This window comes from Nesterenkonia sp. CL21 (assembly GCF_031705515.1).
Taxonomy (GTDB): domain Bacteria; phylum Actinomycetota; class Actinomycetes; order Actinomycetales; family Micrococcaceae; genus Nesterenkonia; species Nesterenkonia aethiopica.
On sequence record NZ_JAUTWR010000001.1, the window covers coordinates 420,805 to 441,067 of the forward strand.

General features: G+C 68.3%; 14 protein-coding genes and 1 tRNA gene. 12 read left to right on the forward strand and 3 right to left on the reverse strand.

What is annotated here, in order from left to right; genetic code table 11:
- Nucleotides 1-51: 51 nt before the first annotated feature.
- From Q7C18_RS01860 to mmsB, 10 genes are all read left to right on the forward strand, one after another.
- On the forward strand, nucleotides 52-1,374 hold the full coding sequence (locus Q7C18_RS01860) for an ABC transporter substrate-binding protein (protein ID WP_070161774.1): 1,323 nt from the start codon (nucleotides 52-54) through the stop codon (nucleotides 1,372-1,374).
- Between the two features lie 109 nt (nucleotides 1,375-1,483).
- A complete protein-coding gene (locus tag Q7C18_RS01865) occupies nucleotides 1,484-2,584 on the forward strand; it encodes a LacI family DNA-binding transcriptional regulator (RefSeq protein WP_311023856.1) in 1,101 nt (366 codons plus the stop codon).
- A complete protein-coding gene (locus Q7C18_RS01870) occupies nucleotides 2,581-3,009 on the forward strand; it encodes an HIT family protein (protein WP_311023858.1) in 429 nt (142 codons plus the stop codon). The genes Q7C18_RS01865 and Q7C18_RS01870 overlap by 4 nt, the downstream gene beginning before the upstream one ends.
- Nucleotides 3,010-3,020: 11 nt before the next feature.
- Nucleotides 3,021-4,112 (forward strand): LacI family DNA-binding transcriptional regulator, encoded by a 1,092-nt coding sequence (locus tag Q7C18_RS01875; RefSeq protein ID WP_311023860.1) that lies wholly within the window; start codon nucleotides 3,021-3,023, stop codon nucleotides 4,110-4,112.
- A 180-nt stretch (nucleotides 4,113-4,292) separates the two neighbouring features.
- A complete protein-coding gene (gene araB, locus Q7C18_RS01880) occupies nucleotides 4,293-6,017 on the forward strand; it encodes a ribulokinase (RefSeq protein WP_311023862.1) in 1,725 nt (574 codons plus the stop codon).
- Nucleotides 6,014-6,751 (forward strand): L-ribulose-5-phosphate 4-epimerase, encoded by a 738-nt coding sequence (locus Q7C18_RS01885; protein WP_311023864.1) that lies wholly within the window; start codon nucleotides 6,014-6,016, stop codon nucleotides 6,749-6,751. Before araB ends, Q7C18_RS01885 begins: the two co-directional genes overlap by 4 nt.
- Nucleotides 6,752-6,812: 61 nt before the next feature.
- Nucleotides 6,813-8,321, forward strand: coding sequence for an L-arabinose isomerase (araA, locus tag Q7C18_RS01890; protein WP_311023865.1), 1,509 nt, complete (start codon nucleotides 6,813-6,815; stop codon nucleotides 8,319-8,321).
- A 71-nt stretch (nucleotides 8,322-8,392) separates the two neighbouring features.
- On the forward strand, nucleotides 8,393-9,547 hold the full coding sequence (chvE, locus tag Q7C18_RS01895; RefSeq protein WP_311023866.1) for a multiple monosaccharide ABC transporter substrate-binding protein: 1,155 nt from the start codon (nucleotides 8,393-8,395) through the stop codon (nucleotides 9,545-9,547).
- 126 nt (nucleotides 9,548-9,673) lie between these two features.
- Nucleotides 9,674-11,233, forward strand: a complete 1,560-nt coding sequence (gene mmsA / locus Q7C18_RS01900) for a multiple monosaccharide ABC transporter ATP-binding protein (RefSeq protein ID WP_070161722.1) — start codon at nucleotides 9,674-9,676, stop codon at nucleotides 11,231-11,233.
- Nucleotides 11,230-12,411, forward strand: coding sequence for a multiple monosaccharide ABC transporter permease (gene mmsB, locus Q7C18_RS01905; RefSeq protein WP_311023869.1), 1,182 nt, complete (start codon nucleotides 11,230-11,232; stop codon nucleotides 12,409-12,411). Before mmsA ends, mmsB begins: the two co-directional genes overlap by 4 nt.
- 43 nt (nucleotides 12,412-12,454) lie before the next feature.
- On the opposite strand, the gene hrpA is transcribed toward mmsB, so the two are convergent.
- Nucleotides 12,455-16,603: an ATP-dependent RNA helicase HrpA gene (gene hrpA / locus Q7C18_RS01910; RefSeq protein WP_311023870.1), complete on the reverse strand. Its 4,149-nt coding sequence runs from the start codon at nucleotides 16,601-16,603 to the stop codon at nucleotides 12,455-12,457.
- 280 nt (nucleotides 16,604-16,883) lie between these two features.
- Between hrpA and Q7C18_RS01915 the strand changes: the two genes are divergently transcribed.
- Together Q7C18_RS01915 and Q7C18_RS01920 are read left to right on the forward strand one after the other, a co-directional pair.
- Nucleotides 16,884-17,870: an ABC transporter substrate-binding protein gene (locus Q7C18_RS01915; protein WP_311023872.1), complete on the forward strand. Its 987-nt coding sequence runs from the start codon at nucleotides 16,884-16,886 to the stop codon at nucleotides 17,868-17,870.
- Nucleotides 17,871-18,095: 225 nt separating this feature from the next.
- A tRNA-Leu gene (locus Q7C18_RS01920) sits at nucleotides 18,096-18,179 on the forward strand.
- Nucleotides 18,180-18,258: 79 nt separating this feature from the next.
- Here Q7C18_RS01920 and Q7C18_RS01925 read toward each other — a convergent pair.
- Nucleotides 18,259-19,524: a tyrosine-type recombinase/integrase gene (locus Q7C18_RS01925; protein WP_311023873.1), complete on the reverse strand. Its 1,266-nt coding sequence runs from the start codon at nucleotides 19,522-19,524 to the stop codon at nucleotides 18,259-18,261.
- Entirely contained in the window at nucleotides 19,521-20,174 is a 654-nt protein-coding gene (locus Q7C18_RS01930) for a helix-turn-helix transcriptional regulator (RefSeq protein WP_311023875.1), read from the reverse strand. The genes Q7C18_RS01925 and Q7C18_RS01930 overlap by 4 nt, the downstream gene beginning before the upstream one ends.
- Between the last annotated feature and the right edge of the window lie 89 nt (nucleotides 20,175-20,263).

Consider the following 20,263-nt stretch of genomic DNA (forward strand, 5'->3'; position numbering starts at 1 on the left):
GGTCCGCGCCGTCCGCACGGTCGGCGTCGGGACATCGAAGGGGAGAAGCACATGACCACCAGGAACTCTGCCATCGACACCGGCCCATCGGCGCCTCGGCCCCGCTGGACGCGCCTCGCCGCCGTCGGCTGCGCCGGCGTCATCGCCCTCACCGCCTGCGGGGGCGACGGTGGGGCAGCCTCGGGGGAGGGCGGCGACGTCACGCTGCGGTTCGCCTGGTGGGGCGCAGAGCACCGCAACGCCCTCACCGAGGAGATCGTCGCACTCTACGAGGAGCAGAACCCGCATGTGACGATCTCCACCGAGTACTCGGACTGGGAGGGGTACTGGGATCAGCTGGCCACGCAGACTGCCGGAGGAGGCGCGCCCGACGTCATCCAGATGGACGACACCTACCTGCGTGAATATGCCGACCGCGGTGCGCTGCTGCCGATGGACGACCTCGACACCTCCGGGTTCGAGCAGGACGTGGTCGACAACGGCACCACCGAGGACGGCCTGATGGGCATCACCACCGGGATCAACACGATGGCAGTCCTGGCCAACCCGGACCTCTTCGAGGATGCGGGGCTGGAGATCCCCGACGACACGACGTGGACCTGGGAGGACTACGCCGACCTCACCTCCGAGCTCAATGAGACGCTCGGTGACGGCTACTGGGGTGATGGTGGCGTCCCGCAGACGGTGGACCTGCAGATCTGGCTGAGGCAGCAGGGCAAGAACCTGACCACCGACGACGGAGAGCTCGGCTTCACCGTCGAAGACGCCGAGGAGTACCTCGAGTTCCAGCAGGAGCTCGTGGAACGGGGATCTTACCCGCCGGCCTCGATCATGCAGGAGGAGTCCAATGCGGCCCCGGGGGAGTCGATCTTCGAGCAGAGCGAGCAGGCCGTCGGTCGGTGGTGGAGCAACATGGTCCCGGGACTCTCGGATCTCGCCGGCGTCGACTTCGAGCTGCTGCGCTACCCCTCGGCCACCGGAAGCAGTGAGGACAACGGCCTGTGGTTCAAGGCCACGATGATGTTCTCGGTGACGTCCCAGACGGAGCACCCGGAGGAGGCGCAGGCCTTCGTGGACTTCCTGGTGAACTCCGAGGAGGCCGCGGAGATCACGGGCATGGATCGTGGTCTGCCGGCCAATGAGGTCAGTCGGGAGGTGGTGCTCGACCAGCTGGAGGGCCAGGAGCTGGCCGTGGCAGAGTTCATCGAGGAGGTCGAGGATGAGATCGGCGAGGCTGAGCCCGTGCCGGCCCTGGGCTTCTCGGGTCTGCAGGACATCGCCTACCGCTACTGCGACGAGGTCTTCTTCGACCGGCTGAGCCCGGCGGAGGCGGCGGAGCGGATGCACGCAGAGATGCAGGACGCGATCAGCTGACCGCAGGGCCTCGGCGGGGGCGGCGCGGGAGATTGCTAGCATGCCAAGTGCGCGCGGCTCCGGCCCAGGAGCGTGATCGGCGGCAGGACGGCGAACAGGAGGCACTGCGGTGGCCACGGTGAGGATGAGCGACGTCGCGCGGGCCGCCGGGGTCTCCACCATGACGGTGTCCAACGTCGTCAACGGCCGGCCCGGGGTCAGCGAGGAGGTTCGGCGGCGGGTGCTGCGGCAGCTCGCCGAGACCGGCTATCGGATGAACGTCTCGGCACGGAATCTGCGGTCCGGGCACAGCGGCGTCATCGGGCTGGCCGTCCCCGGCCATGATGTGCCCTACTTCGCCGCGCTGGCGACCCACGTCGCCCAGGAGGCCGAGCGGCGCGGATATCGGGTGGCCGTCGAACAGACCGGGGCCAAGGAGGCGGGCGAGGTCGCCGCCATCCGCTTCTCGCAGGCGATGGACTATGACGGACTCATCCTCAGCACCGTCGGCATGGACCTGGAGAAGCTCGACGTCGGCCAGGCGTTCCCGATCGTCCTGCTGGGGGAGCGGGAGAATCCCACCGCGGCAGACCATGTCAGCATGGCCAACCATGCCGGCTCACGGGCGGCGGTCGAGCATCTGGCAGCTCAGGGTGCGGGCCGCATCGCCTTCATCGGAGGGCCCGAGACGGCCGAGCAGACGATCCACAGCCTGCGTCTGGGAGGCTGGAGGGAAGGGCTTCAGGATGCGGGCCTCGCCTGCAGTCCTGAGCTGATCTTCGAGGCCCCCGAGGTCACGATGGAGGCCGGACGACGCGCAGGCCGGAGGGTCGCCGAGAGGATCCTCGCCGATCGTGCCGCGGGCCGGGACCCGATCGAGGCGGCGTTCGCGATCACCGACTCGGTGGCTCTCGGTGCGGTCCGTGGCCTGGCCGACGGAGGGCTCCGCGTGCCGGAGGATCTGCTGCTGGTCGGCTTCGACGACATCCCTGAGGCCGCGATGGCGGTGCCGTCGCTGAGCTCCGTGGCCCCTGACATGTCGTGGACTGCGCGGCGCGCTGTGGAGCTGCTGCTGGAGCGCCTCGGAGGTCAGGACGGTCCGACGGCAGGCTCCCCGCCGGCCGGGCGGGAGGAGACCATCCCGTGGATCCTCCAGGTGCGAGAGTCCTCCTCGCCGGTACGATCGAAGCAGGAGCGTCAGCCGACCGACCCGACAGGAGCCGCATCATGAGCACCGTGTTCACCAAGATCATCCAGGGAGAGCTGCCCGGTCGCTTCGTCTGGCAGGACGAGGTCTGCGTGGCGTTCCTGAGCATCGCTCCACTGGCCTACGGGCATACGTTGGTGGTCCCGCGTCAGGAGATCGACCGGTGGACCGATGCCGACGCCTCGTTGGTGGCCCATCTGATGCATGTCGCCCACCGCATCGGCAAGGCCCAGGTGGAGACCTTCGGCTCGCAGAGGGCCGGTCTGACGATCGCCGGATTCGAGGTCGATCACCTTCACGTGCATGTCTGGCCCTCGAACTCGATGGCGGACCATGACTTCGCCCGGGCGATCAGTGCACCCGACTCCGAGGCCATGGATGAGGCCGCAGAGAAGCTGCGTGTGGCCCTGCGCCTGATGGGCGATGCCGACTCCGTGCCCTCCGACTGAGCGCCACGCCCATGGCGAGCAGCTCCCGGCGCCCCTCCGGGCGGGCGCCGTCGATGATCGACGTGGCCCGGGCGGCCGGGGTCTCGCATCAGACGGTCTCTCGGGTGCTCAACACCCCGGACGCCGTCCGCGAGGACACCCGACGTCGGGTCGAGCAGGCGATGCGCGGCCTGGGGTATCGGCGCAACAGCACGGCACGGGCCCTGAAGACCCGCCGGACCGGACTCATCGGCGTCGTGAGTCCCGGCGACTCGACCTTCGGTCCCAGCCGTATGACGCTCGCGATCGAGGAGGCCGCCCGCGAGGCCGGCTATGCGACAGCGTTGAGCGTGGTCCGGGACCCGGATCCGACCTCCGTGGACGAGGCGCTCGAATTCTTCCTCGACCGCGGCATCGACGGAATCGTCGTCATCGCCCCGGTGGTGGCGATGGCCGAGGCGGCACGGCAGATCTCCCGGACCGTCCCGGTGGTCGTGCTGGCCTCCGCCGCCGAGCAGACCCCCGACATGCAGGTGCTCGGGATCGACCAGGTCGCCGGGGCGCGGATGGCCGTGCGGCACCTCCGGCAGGGCGGACGGGAGCGCATCGCCCATGTCTGCGGCCCGGAGGAGTACCACGACGCCCAGGGACGGATCATCGGATGGCGCGAGGAGCTGCGTGACGCCGGGCTGCCGCTGCTGCCGCTGGCTCGGGCCGGGGGATGGTCGGCCGCCGACGGTCATGCCGCCGCCCGCAGGGTGCTCGCCCGCAAGGGCGGCGATCAGGGGGGAGGCGGGGCCCCTGACGCGATCTTCGCGGCCAATGACCACCTCGCGCTCGGCGTCGTGCAGGCCGTGCGGGAGGCTGGGCTGAGCGTGCCCGAGGATGTCGCGGTCGTCGGCTTCGACGACGTCGACGGCGCCGACTTCTTCTCCCCTCCGCTGACCACGGTCCGCCAGCCCTTCGAAGAGGCCGGGGCCGCGGCCCTCGGGGCGCTCTTCGGAGCAGGCGCGGGGGGCCCCGACGGCGCCACCGTGCCCCGGGTGCGTCGAGGGGCGTCCTCCGGATCGAGCCGCGGGCCGTCTCTGATCCAGCCGCGCCTGGTGGTCCGCGCCTCGGGTTGAGGTCGACCGCCGGAGCAGGGTGGGGGTGGCGCAGGCCACATCACAATGTTAACGTTAACATCGTCGTGTCCGGCGTCACCCGCCTCGAGACGCCGTCTCGGGTGGCCGATGCGCCCTCCGCGGAGGGGCCGGACGTCCTGACCTCACCCGCCCACCTGATCCTGAAGGAGCGCACACTCGATGACCTCTCCCGACTCCGTGGTGATCGGCGTCGACTTCGGCACACTCTCCGGCCGCGCCCTCGTGGTGCGCGTCGCCGATGGCGCTGAGCTCGGCACCGCCGTCCATGAGTACCGTCATGCGGTGATGGACTCCGCCCTGACCGCCCACCAGGGCGAGCCGCTGCCTCCGGACTGGGCGCTGCAGAACCCTGCCGACTACGTCGACGTGCTCAAGGACGCGGTGCCGGCCGCACTGCGCGCCGCCGGCGTGTCCGCCGAGCAGGTGATCGGGATCGGCACCGACTTCACGGCCTGCACCATGGTGCCCACCACGGCTGACGGTACGCCGCTGAATGAGGTCCCCGAGTTCGCGGGACGGCCCCACGCCTACGCGAAGCTGTGGAAGCACCACGCCGCACAGGGTCAGGCCGACCGCATCAACGACCTCGCCCATTCCCGTGGCGAATCGTGGATCAGCCGCTACGGAGGCTTCATCTCCTCCGAGTGGGAGTTCGCCAAGGGCCTGCAGATCCTCGAGGAGGATCCGGAGGTCTACGCCGCCGTCGACCGCTGGGTGGAGGCCGCCGACTGGATCGTCTGGCAGCTGACCGGACGCTACGTGCGCAACGCCTGCACCGCCGGCTACAAGGGCATCCGCCAGGACGGGCAGTATCCGTCGAAGGACTTCCTCGCCGCGCTCAATCCGGAGTTCGCCGACTTCGTGGAGACCAAGCTGGACCACCAGATCGGCCAGCTGGGTGACCGGGCGGGAGGCCTCAGCGCGCAGGCCGCCGCCTGGACCGGACTGCCGGAGGGCATCGCGGTGGCCGTGGGCAATGTGGACGCCCATGTCACGGCTCCTGCCGCCGACGCGGTCGAGTCCGGTCAGATGGTGGCCATCATGGGTACCTCCACCTGTCATGTGATGAACGCGGACGTCCTGGCTGAGGTGCCGGGCATGTGTGGAGTCGTCGACGGCGGCATCCTCGCCGGCGCCTGGGGATACGAGGCCGGCCAATCCGGCGTGGGAGACATCTTCGCCTGGTACGTGGCCAACCAGGTGCCCGGTGAGTACGCAGAGGAGGCCGAGTCCCGCGGACTGAGCCTGCACGAGCTGCTCACAGAGAAGGCCGAGGTCCAGCCCGTGGGGGCCCACGGGCTGGTGGCGCTGGACTGGCACTCCGGCAACCGATCGGTCCTGGTCGACCATGAGCTCTCCGGGATGGTGGTCGGTCTGACCCTGACTAGTCGGCCTGAGGACGTCTACCGCGCGCTGCTGGAGTCGACGGCCTTCGGCACCCGCACCATCATCGAAGCCTTCGACGCCTCCGGGGTGCCGGTGCGGGAGCTCGTCGTCGCCGGAGGGCTGCTGAAGAACCGCTTCCTCATGCAGCTCTACTCGGACATCACCCGTCTGCCGATCTCCACGATCACCTCGGAGCAGGGGCCGGCCCTCGGATCGGCCATCCATGCCGCGGTGGCGGCGGGCGCCTATGCGGACGTGCGGGCGGCGGCTCCCATCATGGGAGGGCGCATCAAGGAGGCCTACACACCGGACCCGGCGGCCGCGGCCGCCTACGACGCCCTGTTCGCGGAGTACAAGGCCCTGCATGACCACTTCGGACGCGGCGGCGATGACATCATGCGACGCCTGAAGCGCATCCGCCGTGAGGCCCATGCGGGGGTCCGTGCCGAGCCCGCGCCGGGGGACCAGCAGACGACGACCCAGGAGGTGTCGGCATGATCCGGCTCGCCGAGCAGAGCGTCCGAGTCCAGGAGGCCGTGGCGCGTGCGCGGGAGCGGGTCGCCGCGCTGCACGCGGAGCTGCCCCGCAACGAGCTGGTGGTCTGGACCGCCGGCAATGTCTCAGAGCGCGTCGTGCTGCCTGACGCGGCGGAAGGCGCGCCCGAACTGTTCGTCATCAAGCCCTCGGGGGTCTCCTACGATGACCTCTCCGCCGACACCATGGTCGTCTGCAGCCTGGACGGGGAGAAGATCGACGACGGCACCGCCGACGCGCTGCGCCCCTCGTCCGACACGGCCGCCCACGCCTACGTGTACCGGCACATGCCGGAGGTCGGAGGGGTCGTCCACACGCACTCCACCTTCGCCACCGCCTGGGCGGCGCGCTCCGAACCGATCCCGTGCGTGCTCACCATGATGGCCGACGAGTTCGGCGGGGACATCCCGGTGGGTCCGTTCGCGCTCATCGGCGACGACTCTATCGGCCGGGGCATCGTCGAGACGCTGCGCGAGTCCCGCTCGCCGGCGGTGCTGATGGCCCAGCACGGACCCTTCACGGTGGGGCGGAACGCCCGCGCCGCGGTGAAGGCCGCCGTGATGTGCGAGGAGGTGGCCCGCACGGTCCACTTCGCCCGGGTCCACGGGGAGCCGCCCCGCATCGACCAGGCGCAGATCGACTCCCTCTACGACCGCTACCAGAACGTCTACGGGCAGGCCTCAGGGTCCTCCCGCTGAGTCGGCAGGACCCGTACCCGCCGCCTGACCACGCCTTCACACCATCAGGAGAACCCCACCCATGACCTCACCCTTCATCGGCAAGACGATCTGGTTCCTCACCGGATCCCAGGACCTCTATGGGGACGAGACGCTGCGCCAGGTCGCTGAGCAGTCCCAGCGCGTGGCCTCCACCCTCGACGCCGCCGACGACATCCCCGTCACCATCGAGTGGAAGCCGGTCCTCAAGGAGCGCGACGCCATCCGCCGGGCGGCACTGGAGGCGAACTCTGACCCGGACTGTCTGGGGGTGATCGTCTGGATGCACACCTTCTCGCCCGCGAAGATGTGGATCCAGGGCCTCGACGCTCTGGACGTGCCGCTGCTGCACCTCCACACGCAGGCCGACGCCGCGCTGCCCTGGTCCGAGATCGACATGGACTTCATGAACCTCAACCAGGCGGCCCACGGGGACCGCGAGTTCGCCTACATCGCCAGCCGCATGGGCACGGCGCGCAAGACGGTGGTCGGCCACGCCTCGGACACCCGCGTGGCCCGGCGCATCGGCACCTGGGCACGCGCCGCCGCCGGATGGGACGCCCTGCGGAATCTGCGACTGGCCCGCTTCGGGGACAACATGCGCAACGTCGCCGTGACTGAGGGGGACAAGACGGAGGCCGAGATCAGGCTGGGCGTCTCGGTGAACACCTGGGCCGTCAACGACCTCGTCGAGAGGGTGGAGTCGGTCTCCCCGGCTGAGGTGGACGCGCTGCTGGCGGAGTACGACGAGCGCTACGACGTCGCTGCGGAGCTCCGTGCCTCCGGTGAGCGCCGCGAGTCGCTGGCCTACGCCGCGCGACAGGAGATCGGCATGCGCTCCTTCCTCGAGGAAGGCGGCTTCGGCGCCTTCACCACGAACTTCGAGGACCTCGGGGGTCTGCGACAGCTGCCGGGCCTGGCCGTCCAGCGGCTGATGGCCTCCGGCTACGGATTCGGCGCCGAAGGCGACTGGAAGACCGCGCTGCTGGTGCGCGCCGCCAAGGTCATGGGCCACGGCCTGCCCGGAGGAGCCTCCCTCATGGAGGACTACACCTATGAGATGACGCCGGGGAAGGAGAAGATCCTCGGGGCCCACATGCTGGAGATCTGCCCGAGCCTGACCTCCGCGACACCTCGGGTGGAGGTCCATCCGCTGGGCATCGGTGACCGCGAGGATCCGGTGCGGATGGTCTTCGACACCGACCCTGGACAGGGCGTGGTGGTGGCCATGGCGGATCTGCGCGAACGATTCCGGCTCACCGCCAACGTGGTGGACGTCGTCGAGCCGGACGAGGAGCTGCCGAACCTGCCGGTGGCGCGCGCGGTCTGGGAGCCCCGCCCGGACTTCGCCACCTCGGCGGAGTGCTGGCTCACCGCCGGTGCGGCCCACCATACGGTGCTCTCCACGGCTCTGGGTCTGGAGGCCTTCGAGGACCTGGCGGAGATCGCGCAGATGGAGCTGGCCGTCATCGATGAGAGCGTGACCACCCGCGGATTCGCGCAGGAGCTGCGGTGGAACGCGGCATACCACCGGCTGGCTCAGGGACTGTGATAGACAACACCTAGGACGATCCAGGTCCGACACTCACACCGGCTCCCATCAGGGCCACGAATGGAGGAGACATGCGTTCCACTGCGACGACCATCCTGGGGGCGGGAGCTGCACTCGCCCTGCTGCTCACCGCCTGTGAGGGCGAGGGCGCCGGAGGCGGCGGAGGCGGGGGAGATGCCGACGCCGCACCGGAGGACATGACGGTGGGTGTGGCGATGCCCACCCAGACCTATGAGCGGTGGCTGCAGGACGGGGGCAACATCGAAGAGGGGCTGGAGGACCTCGGCTACACCGTCGACCTCCAGTACGCCGACGACGACATCCCCACGCAGTCCCAGCAGATCGATCAGATGATCACCCAGGAGGTCGACGCCCTGATCGTCGCCTCGATCGACGGCTCCGCACTGACCAGTCAGCTCGACGCCGCCGCGGCGGCAGGAATCCCCGTGATCGCCTATGACCGGCTGCTGACCAACTCCGAGGACGTGGACTTCTACGTCACGTTCGACAACTACGAGGTCGGCGTCAACCAGGCCCGGTCCCTTCTCTACGGGCTCGGCATCCTGGATGAGAACTTCGACGAGGCCGATGATGCGCCCGAGGGCCCGTTGAACATCGAGCTGTTCGCCGGCTCGCTGGACGACAGCAACTCCCACCACTTCTGGCAGGGCGCGATCGACACGCTCGAGCCCTATCTGGAGGACGGCACGCTGGAGATCCCCTCCGGTCAGGACACGATCCAGCAGGCCGCCACGCAGCGGTGGGAGCAGGAGACGGCCCAGGAGCGCATGGAGAACCTGCTGACCACCCACTACAGCGGAGACACCGAGCTGGACGGCGTGCTCACCCCGGCCGACCCGCTCTCCCGGGGGATCATCACGGCGCTGCGCAATGACGGCCAGGGTCCCACCATCGAGGAGGGCATGCCCATCGTGACGGGCCAGGACGCCGAGATCGCCTCGATCTCCCTGATCGAACAGGGCATCCAGCACTCCACGATCTTCAAGGACACCCGCCTGCTGGCCGAGGAGGCCGTCCGAGCCGCCGAGGCCTACCTCCAGGGGGAGGAGCCGGAGCCCAACGACACCGAGACCTACGACAACGGCGAGATCGTCGTGCCCTCGTACCTCCTCGACGTCGAGATGGTGCTCCAGGACAACTACGAGGAGATCCTGGTGGACTCCGGCTACTACACCGAGGAGCAGGTCGAGTCCGGCCAGCTCTGATCCGGTGAGGTCCCGGCCAGGAGTCTGGGTCCTGGTCGGGACGTCGTCGTCGCAGGGCACCGTCCGGGGCTGCGGCCCCGGACGGACCTGCCGGGGACGATTCCGATGGGGCAGAGAGGGAGACCAATGACAGTACGGACCCATGTGGAGGATCCCATCCTCCAGATGCGCTCGATCACGAAGCGATTCCCCGGAGTCGTGGCGCTCTCGGATGTGTCGCTGACCGTCCAGCGCGGGGAGATCCACGCCATCTGCGGGGAGAACGGCGCTGGGAAGTCCACCCTCATGAAGGTGCTCTCCGGGGTGTACCCGGCGGGGAGCTATGACGGCGAGATCCTCCTGGAGGGGGAGCCGGTCTCCTTCAGCGGGATCAATGATTCTGAGGCTCGGGGCATCGTGATCATCCACCAGGAGCTGGCCCTCGTGCCGCATCTCTCGGTGGCGGAGAACATCTTCCTCGGCAATGAGCAGTCCACCGCCGGGGTGATCAACTGGCACGAGACCAACGTGAAGGCTGTGGAGCTCATGGAGCGGGTCGGCCTCAGGGAGAACCCGGTGACACCGGTGGGAACCCTCGGGGTCGGCAAGCAGCAGCTCATCGAGATCGCCAAGGCGTTGTCGAAGAACGTGCGACTGCTGATCCTCGACGAGCCGACCGCCGCGCTGAACGATGACGACTCCGAGCACCTGCTGGGGCTCATCCGGGACCTCCGCGAGGAAGGGGTCACCTGCATCATCATCTCTCACAAGCTCGGCGAGATCGCCGCCGTCGCGGACTCCACCACGGTGATCCGGGACGGCAGCACCATCGAGACCCTCGACATGCACGACGGCTCCACTCCTGAGCAGACCACCGCGCGGATCATCCGCGGCATGGTCGGCCGGGACATGGAACACATGTACCCGGAGCGGGAGGTGGAGATCGGCGAGGAGATCTTCCGGATCGAGGACTGGCACGTCACCCACCCCACCCAGCCGGATCGCGTCGTCGTCGACGGCGCGTCCCTCTATGTCCGGGCCGGAGAGGTCGTGGGCATCGCCGGGCTGATGGGAGCCGGGCGGACGGAGCTCGCGATGAGCGTCTTCGGACGGTCCTGGGGCCGGGAGATCACCGGCACCGTGTCCATGCACGGGAAGCCGGTGCAGATCCGTGACGTCTCCGACGCGATCGAGCACGGCATCGCCTACGTCAGCGAGGACCGCAAACAGTATGGTCTCAACCTGATCGAGGACGTCCGGCGCAATGTCACCGCCGCGGGCCTGAAGAAGCTGGCTCCGGCCGGCTGGGTGAACGCCAACGAGGAGATCGCCGTCGCCGAGCGGTATCGCAGCTCGTTGAACATCAAGTCCCCCTCCGTGCTCTCCGTCGTGGAGAAGCTCTCCGGGGGCAATCAGCAGAAGGTGGTGCTCAGCAAATGGCTCTACACCGAGCCGGAGCTGCTCATCCTCGATGAGCCCACCCGAGGCATCGACGTCGGCGCGAAGTTCGAGATCTACTCGATCATCAACGAGCTCGCCGCGGCAGGCAAGGCGATCCTGGTGATCTCCTCCGAGCTGCCCGAGGTCCTCGGACTCTGCGACCGCATCTACACGCTCTCCGTGGGACGCATCACCGGCGAGGTGGATGCCGCGGAGGCCACCCAGGAGGGGCTGATGGAACTCATGACCAAGGAGACCGACCGATGACGGGCACGTCGAACCTGCGGGAGCTGCTGACCCGCAACATGCGCCAGAGCGGCATCTACATCGCCTTCGTGTTCATCGTGCTGCTGTTCACGGTCCTCACCGGAGGCACTCTGCTGAGCCCAGGCAATCTGACCAACCTGGTGCTGCAGTACTCCTACATCCTGATCCTGGCGATCGGCATGGTGATGATCATCGTCGCCGGCCACATCGACCTCTCCGTAGGGTCGGTGGTCGCGTTCACCGGCGCGGTCTCGGCGGTGGTCGTGATCCGAGAAGGCATGCCCTGGTGGGTGGGCGTCCTCGCCGCCCTGATCACCGGGGCGCTCGTGGGCGTCTGGCAGGGCTTCTGGGTGGCGGTGGTCGGGATTCCGGCGTTCATCGTCACGCTGGCCGGCATGCTGATCTTCCGCGGCCTGACCATGCAGACGCTGGACAACGTCTCGCTGTCCCCGTTCCCCTCGGAGTATCAGTACATCGCCGGCGGGTTCCTCAACGGGCTGCTTGGCGGCCCCGGCTATGACGTCTTCACCCTGGTCATCGGTGCTCTGGCGGCGGTGGGCTTCGCCTGGTCCCAGTGGCGGAATCGGATGCGCAAGCTGGAGTACCGGCAGCCCGTGGAGGCCCTGTGGCTCTTCGCTGTGCGGGTGCTGCTGGTGGCGGCCATCATCATGGCCTTCGCCTGGCGCCTTGCGAACGCCCGGGGGACGCCGGTCGTGCTGATCCTGCTCGCCGCGCTGGTGCTGCTCTACGGGTTCGTCACCCAGCGCACCGTCTTCGGCCGGCACATCTATGCGATGGGCGGCAACCTGCAGGCCGCCAAGCTCTCCGGTGTGAAGACCCGCCGGGTGAACTTCCTGCTGTTCATCAACATGGGCCTGCTGGCTGCGGTGGCCGGGATCGTCTACTCCGCTCGCTCCAACAGCGCCCAACCCGGTGCCGGCTTCATGTTCGAGCTCGACGCGATCGCTGCAGCCTTCATCGGCGGCGCCGCCGTCACAGGAGGCGTCGGCAAGGTGCAGGGCGCCATCATCGGTGGTCTGATCATGGCGGTGATGTCCAACGGCATGCAGATCATGGGCATCGACCAGTCCACGCAGAACGTGGTGCGTGGTGTGGTGCTGGTGCTCGCGGTGGCCTTCGACGTCTGGAACAAGAAGCGGGCCACTGCCGACCGCTGAGCACCGCCGTCGCGCTGAGGAATGCCGCGCAGGGCGGCATTCCTCAGCGCGCCCCCCGAGCGATGGCCCGGCGGATGCGTTTGGCGGAGACGGTCTGGGCCGTGCCCAGCTGCTGGGCGAAGAGGTTCACACGCAGCTCTTCCAGCATCCACTTCACCGCGGCCAGGTCGGCGGGCACCGGAAGCTGCGAGGGCACGGCCTCCACGGCGGCGTCGTATTCGTCCTCCAGCTGCTGGACCGTGGCCATGTCCTGGGCGTCCCGGGTGATCGCCTGACCGGCTTCGAGCCGATCCAAGCGCAGTGCCATGGCACGCAGGTAGCGGGGCAGGTGCCGCAGCTGGGCGGCCCCGGTGCCGGTGACGAATCCGGGGTGCACCAGCACCTCCACCTGTGCCTGCATGTCGCTCACAGCGGGCTTCAGGGCCGGAGAGGTCGCTGCGTCCAGGCGGGCCTGCAGCTCGGCGGCGGCACCGAGCACCTGGGCGATGACGTCGGTGAGCTCCAGCACCGTCTCGATCAGCTCGGCCCGGGCATGACGAGAGATCCGGTCGAAGGCCTCTGCGGTGAACGGCAGCTCCTCGGGGACCAGATGGTCCAGGGCCGCCGTCGTGCAGTCGGCCACCAGGGACTCCACGGTCCCGTGGGGCGAGCGGCCGAAGGCCAGCCGTTCCCGATTGCTCAGGTGCTCGACGACGTAGCGCTGGGGAGAGGGCAGCACCTCCTGCAGCAGGGCGACCACGCCGTGTCGGTGGATGCGCAGCTGATCGGCGGCAGAGTCCTGAATCGTGCAGCGGACCCCCCGGCGACCGGGCTCCTCAGCGGTCAGGGCGGGATAGCCGGTGACCTCGCGCCCTGCCACCTGTCGGGTGATCTCACGCGGGAGGTCGCCGAAGGTCCAGGTGGTCTGCTCGCGCTGCGTGGGCACCGGGGAGGCAGACTGCCTCGTGTCGGCCCGCCCACGGGGTCGAGGGCCTCCCGAGGGCGTGTTCTTCGGCCCGTGGCCTCTGTGGCCTCCGTGTCCAGCGGGGGAGCCGTCGGACGGGTGGGGAGCTTGAGCCTCTGCCGCCGTCGACGCCGTGGCGTCACCTGCTGCCAGTGAACGAGCGATGGCCTCGCGGTTCTGCTCGGCGAAGCGCAGCTGCAGCTCTCCCAGGTCCTGCGAGGTGTCCAGCACTCGGCCGCGCTCGCTGACCACGGCGTAGGTGAAGCGAAGATGGGCGGGAAGCTGGTCGAGCCCGAGGTCCGAGGCCTCGACCCGGACCCCGCGGAGGCGCTGGAGCACTGCGGCCAGCGACGGCGCCAGCGGATCCTCGCCGGCGCTGAACTCCTCCTCGAGCCGCTGCCGGGCCTGGGCGGCGACGTCGGGTGCGGGTACGAAGTTCTTCCGCAGCTGTTTGGGCATGGAGCGGATCAGCTGGGTGATCAGCTCCGTCCGGAGGCCCGGGATCAGCCAGTCGAACTGCTCGGGCCGCAGCTGGTTGAGGAAGAGGACCGGCACCTTCACGGTGATGCCGTCGGCCGTGGTGCCGCGTGCGTCGTCGGTGAAGGTGGCGGGGTTGAACTCGTAGCGCAGCTCGAGGTCAAGGCCGTCGAGCTCCAGGTGCTCCGGGAACTCGTCGACGTCGACCTGCTCCGCGGTCTCGGCCAGGAGCCGGTCCTGGGGGAGGTCGAGGAGCTCGGGCGTCTCGTGGCGCTGGGTCTTCCACCAGGAGTCGAAGTGCCTCTGCGAGACCACGTCCTGCGGCAGGCGTTCGTCGAAGAAGGCGAAGAGCTCGTCGTCGGAGGCTCTGAGATCGCGCCGCCGGGTGCGGTTCTCCAGCTCCTCGATCTCCTGGAACCGCTGACGATTCCGCCGGTCGAAGTGGTGGCGGGTGGTCCAGTCGCCCTCGATGAGCGCATGCCGGATGAAGAGCTCGCGGCTGAGCTCCCGGTCGATGCGGCCGTAGAGCACCTGCCGGTCCGCGACCACGGGCACCCCGAACAGCGTGACCTTCTCGGTGGCGACGGCGGCGCCCTTCCTCGCCGACCAGCGCGGCTCTGAATGGCTGCGCGTGACCAGGTGCGGAGCCTGCTGCTCGATCCAGGCAGGATCGATGCGTGCGACCGTGCGTGCCCACAGCCGGGAGGTCTCCACCAGTTCGGCGGCCATCACCCAGTCGTGGTTCTTCTTGAACAGTCCCGACCCGGGGAAGACGGCGAAGCGGGTGCCCCGGGCGCCCTGGTAGTCACGGGTGCGCGGGTTGTACAGTCCGATGTGGCTCAGCAGACCGGACAGCAGGCTGCGGTGGACGATGTCGTGTCGGGCGGCGGGATCCACGGGCATCTGGCTGCGTCGACGGGGTCGGGCGATCGGGCCCAGGTCGGCCTGTCGGGCGAGATCGGCGAGCTGGACCACCAGGTCCTGCCATTCGCGCACGCGCAGGTAGTTGAGGTGCTCGCGGCGGCACATCTTCCGGAACTGATTGCCGGAGAGCTCCTGCTGCTGCTCGAGGAGGTGCCGCCACAGGTTCAGCAGGGCGGAGAAGTCCGAGGTGTCGTCCGCGAAGCGGCGATGCATCTCGTCGGCCTGCTGGCGGGTCTCCGCGGGCCGTTCGCGAGGGTCCTGGATCGACAGGGCGGCCACGAGCACAGTGACCTCCTCGAGGCAGCCGTGGCGCCCCGCCTCGACCATCATGCGTCCGAGCCGAGGGTCCACCGGCAGCTGGGCCAGGGCGCGTCCGACGTCGGTGATCGTGCCGCGGCGCGGCCCTCGCGAGGACCCGCCCGTGCCGGCGGCGTGGAGTGCTCCCAGCTCGGTCAGGAGGCGGACGGCGTCGTTGACGGCCTTCGCGTCGGGCTGCTCGACGAACGGGAAGTCCAGCAGCTCGTCCGGGGTGCGCGTGATCCCCATGGCGGACATCTGCAGCAGCACCGATGCGAGCGAGGTGCGCAGGATCTCGGGGTCGGTGAACTCCGGGCGGGATTCGAAGTCGTGCTGCGAATAGAGGCGGATGCAGATGCCGTCGCTGGTGCGGCCGCAGCGTCCTGCGCGCTGGTTCGCGCTGGCCTGCGAGATGGCTTCAATGGGCAGACGCTGCACCTTGGTGCGCGTGGAGTACCGGGAGATCCGCGCCGTGCCCGTGTCGACGACGTACTTGATGCCCGGCACCGTGAGCGAGGTCTCGGCGACGTTGGTGGCCAGGACGATGCGTCGTCGGCCTCCGGGGGTGAACACGCGTTTCTGCTCTGCCAGGGAGAGCCTGCCGAACAGCGGGAGGATCTCGGCGCCCGCCAGGCGACGGTCGCGGCGGACGACGTCGGCCAGCGCGTCGGCGGCGTCGCGGATCTCCCGTTCGCCGGGGAAGAAGATCAGGATGTCGCCGTCCGGCTCCTCGGCGAGCTCCTGCACGGCGTCCCCGACGGCGTCGATCATGTCGCGTTCCTCGGAGGAGCCTGCTCCGGCGGACGCATCGTCGAACTCGTCCTCGGACTCCGGGTCCTCGGCGTCGCGCAGGGGCCGGTATCGGACCTCCACCGGATAGGTGCGTCCGGAGACCTCGATGATGGGGACTGTCGGATGCTCCGGATCCGAGCTGAAGTGCGTGGCGAACCGTTCCGGGTCGATCGTCGCGGAGGTGATGATCACCTTCAGGTCCGGCCGCTTCGGCAGGATGGACTTCAGGTAGCCGAGGATGACGTCGATGGTGAGGCTGCGCTCGTGGGCCTCGTCGATGATGAGCGCAGAGTAGCGGCGCAGCAGCGGGTCGCGACGCAGCTCGGCGAGCAGGATGCCGTCCGTCATGAGCTTCACCGCGCTGGTCTCGGAGACCTCTGAGGTGAAGCGCACCTGGTAGCCGATGTCGGCGCCGATGCTGGTGTCCAGCTCGTCAGCGAGCCGTTCCGCCACGGTGCGAGCCGCGAGTCGGCGGGGCTGGGTGTGCCCGATGACTCCGCGGTGCTGCAGCCCCAGCTCCAGGCACATCTTGGGCAGCTGGGTGGTCTTCCCGGATCCGGTCTCACCGGCGACGACGATCACCTGATGTTCTCGCAACGCCTCCAGAAGCGTCTCCCGTTCCCCGGTGACGGGCAGGGCGGCGGGATAGTTGAGCTCCTCGACCGAGAACTGTCGGCGCTCGACGGCGGGACGGGGGCCCCTGCCCCGTGCGGAGGATCGCGAGGGGCGTCGTGAGGAGGTGCGCGTGGATTCAGGCATGACGACTCGAGTCTATCGAGTCTGATCGACCCGGACCGTCAGCGGTCGGCGCCTGCACAGGTCGGCGATCCTGCCATCCGTGGGAGCATATGTGCTGATCACTGGGTCGGTCTCGTGAGGGTCAGGGAGCGCAGGCTCGTTCCAGACTTTGGACGATCGACCTCCGTCGGAGCAGAGGAGGACCAGGATGCGCGGAACCGGGCGCAGAAACCGAGCACGCAGGAACGGCAGGGTCGGCGGATCGACGGGCCCTCGGGCGGCGGGATCGACGGGCCTGACTGTGCTCGCCCTGCTGATGGGCGCCTGCGGGGCGACCAACGCCGGTGACGCAGGAGGCGCCGGTGACGCAGACGGCTCGGCGGAGGAGAGCTTCTCGATCGGTATCGCCCAGCCGGTCGCGCATCCCTCCCTGGACGCCACACGCGAGGGCTTCAAGGAGGCGTTCGAGGAGGCCGGAGTGGAGGTGGACTGGGAGGAGCAGAATGCTCAGGGGGACGCATCCACCGAGGCGACGATCGCCGCGCAGCTGGCGGGCGGGGGCCATGACCTCATCGCCACCATCGCCACCTCGCAGTCGCAGCAGGTGGCGACAGCCACTCAGGGCGGCGACACCCCGGTCCTGTTCATGGTGATCACGGATCCCGAGGCGGCGGGTCTGGTCGACTCCTGGGAGGAGCCTGGGGGACACATGACAGGGACCTCTGACCTGAACCCCGTGGATGATCAGCTCGAGCTGATCACCCGGGTCGACCCATCGGTGGAGACCGTGGGAATCCTCTACGCCTCGGGCGAGACGAATTCGCAGGTGCAGGTCGACCTGGCCGAGGAGGCCGCAGAGGAGCTGGGGCTCGACCTCCGGACGGCCACGGTGACGAATTCGGCGGAGGTCCAGCAGGGTGTCGAGTCGCTCGACGGGGTCGACGCGCTGTGGATCCCCACGGACAACGTGGTGGTCTCCGCCCTGGAGTCGGTGGTCCAGTTCAGCCAGCAGCGGCAGATCCCGCTGTTCTCCGCCGACGCCGATTCGGTGGAGCGGGGAGCGGTGGCCACCTATGGGGTCGATCACCACGCGATCGGACGGCAGTCCGGCCAGATGGCGCTGCGCATCCTGCTCGACGGCGAGGACCCGGCTGTGATGCCGGTGGAGACCGCAGAGGACCACGAGCTCCACGTCAATCCGGAGGCTGCTGAGTCGATGGGGCTGGAGATCCCGGCCGAGATCCTGGAGTCCGCGGACGTCGTCGTGGGGGTCGTGGGGGAGGGCTGACGCCCTGGTCAGCGCGATGAGGCCCCTTCGTCCTCAGCTGCTGAGGAGGTCTCGGCAGGCCCGCTGACAGGTGGGTCGACGGCGTGTCAGGCGTCACATCATCTCGATTAGGCGATGGGCCACGCTTGTGGTTAGGATGGATATCGCTGTTCGAAGGAGTGAACGGAACGAGGCCCGCCGGTGACGGTGGGATAACGGGCCGAGAAGCTTCCTGGATGGCAGCTCGCGCGAGTGGCGGAATTGGTAGACGCGCTGGCTTCAGGTGCCAGTGCCTTCACGGGCGTGGGGGTTCAAGTCCCCCCTCGCGCACGAATGGAAAATGGCCCCTGACCTGGGATTTTATCTCTCGGGTTGGGGGTCGTTCTCGTCAGAAGTGCTAGAAAAAGTGCTAAGCCTTGCCCAGATGGGCGGCGAAGCGGGTCACAGCCGACCGTTGCATGGTCGGGGTGACGTGGGAGTAGATGTTCATCGTCGTCGTGATCGTCGAGTGACCCAAACGCTCCTGGACGACCTTGGGGTGCTCGCCGAGTTCGAGCAGCAGGGTCGCGTGGGTGTGACGCAGCCCCTTGATCGTGACTCGGTGCATGGAGTCGTACTTCTTGGTGAGCCAGTTCATGCGGCGATCCCAGCGGCTCGTCATCGCGTCGGGTGAGCGCAGCTTTCCGTCATCGTCGCCGAACACGTAGGCGTCGGCCTTAGCGAGCGTGAACGAGAGTTCCGCGCGGGCGACCTTGTAGGAGGCGAGCACTTTCAGGGTGTCCTCGTCTACGTCGATCACGCGCGCGTTGCCAGTTTTCGGGGGCTTGGTCTTCGTCCAGTCGTCGGTATCGACCGCGCGGCGGATGCTGACCGTCATCCGCTTCGCATTGATGTCTGACCATTTCAGGGCGAGGGCTTCGCTTCTGCGCATGCCCGTGTAGGCGATAAGTCGCCACAGCGGGAACAGCTCGTCTTTCAGCTCGTCCTCGTTCCAGGTGAGGAACCGGGCGAGCTGTTCGCTTGTCCAGGTGATGATCTCGGATTTCTGCGCTCGTACCTCGCTCGTGGTCGGGGCCTTGACGGTGCGCTTCTTCTTCGTCGCGTTCACCGTCAGGTGCCCGTCGTCGATCGCGGCGTCGAGGATCGCTCCGAGCACGACATGCACCTTATGCACGCTGTTGGCCGACAGCGGCTTGCCCTTGCCGTACTCGTCCTTGCGCCCCGACTTCTCCAGGTCGCGGTAGTGGCGGGCGATCCTCGTGGCGGTGAGCTTGTCGAGCCGGATCATGCCGAGCTGTGGCTTGATGTGGTTGCGGATGATCTTCTTGTACCCCTTGATCGTGGACGCTGCGAGCTTCAACCCCGCCGCCCACTCGTCGGCGTAGACGCCGAGTGTGGGTACTTTGTTGCCGAACTTCTCGTTCTGCTTGCGCTGCTTCAACGCCTCCTGCAAGGCGTCGTTGGCCTCGTCGGTGCTGGTGAACCCGGAACGGGTCAGGCGTCGTGATCCCATCTCGGGGTACTCGGGGTCTTTCAGGACGTAGATCTGGAACCGCCACCGCTTGCCCTTGTCGGTGTCGTAGTCCTGGATCGAACCGGGCTGCCGGGAACGGGAGCGCCGCTGCTGCTTCTCACCCCCGCCGCTGGGCTGGTCGGGCTGCTTCCTTGTGGTCATGAGAGTGTCTTCCTCGCGGTGACTTGTCCGGGCTGGTGGGTGTCGGCGTAGTTCGCGCTGTAGTCGGCGGCGTTGAACACACGCCCTTCGGGGTCGATCTGCACCCCACGTTCCTGGATGACGCGCGCGCGTTCGCGCGCGGTTTCGAGGCGTTCTTGATACGCGGCGATCGTCTTGGGGTGTGCTCGCGTCTTTTCCGGCTCGTCCGGTCTCGGTGCGGTCATGCCCGCGAGCGTGGTTTCGAGGTAGTTAATGCGGTCGGTGCAGATCACCCATTCCTGCTGCCAATAGTTGAACAGGCCCTCGTCGGTGAGCACGAGTTCCCCGCGCATCCATCGGTCGATCTCTTCCGGCTCGTAGTCGTCGGGTACGCCCGTGAGTGTCGTCTGCTCGTCCGGTGGCGTCAGGAGCGCGGCTGGGGTGGTGCGCAGCAGGTACGCGATGACGGTGAGGTCGTCCACGTCCACGCGGCGGTCTCCGGCTTCGAGCTTGCTGATCCCCGATGGCGAGAGCTTCCGCCCGGCCTGCGCCATCCCGTCTGAGAGGGTGCGCAAGTCCATGCCGATCGCCTGCCGGGCGGTGCGGATGTTGGTGGCGACGTGCGTGTTCGTGATGCCTGCGGGGTTACCCCGCACCCGTTCTGTTTCCATGCAAGAAATCTACAACGCTATGCTTGACAGTGCAAGCCCTGTCGTTCTATCTTGGTATGCACCCCTCGCGCGCGTAACTGGAACGGATG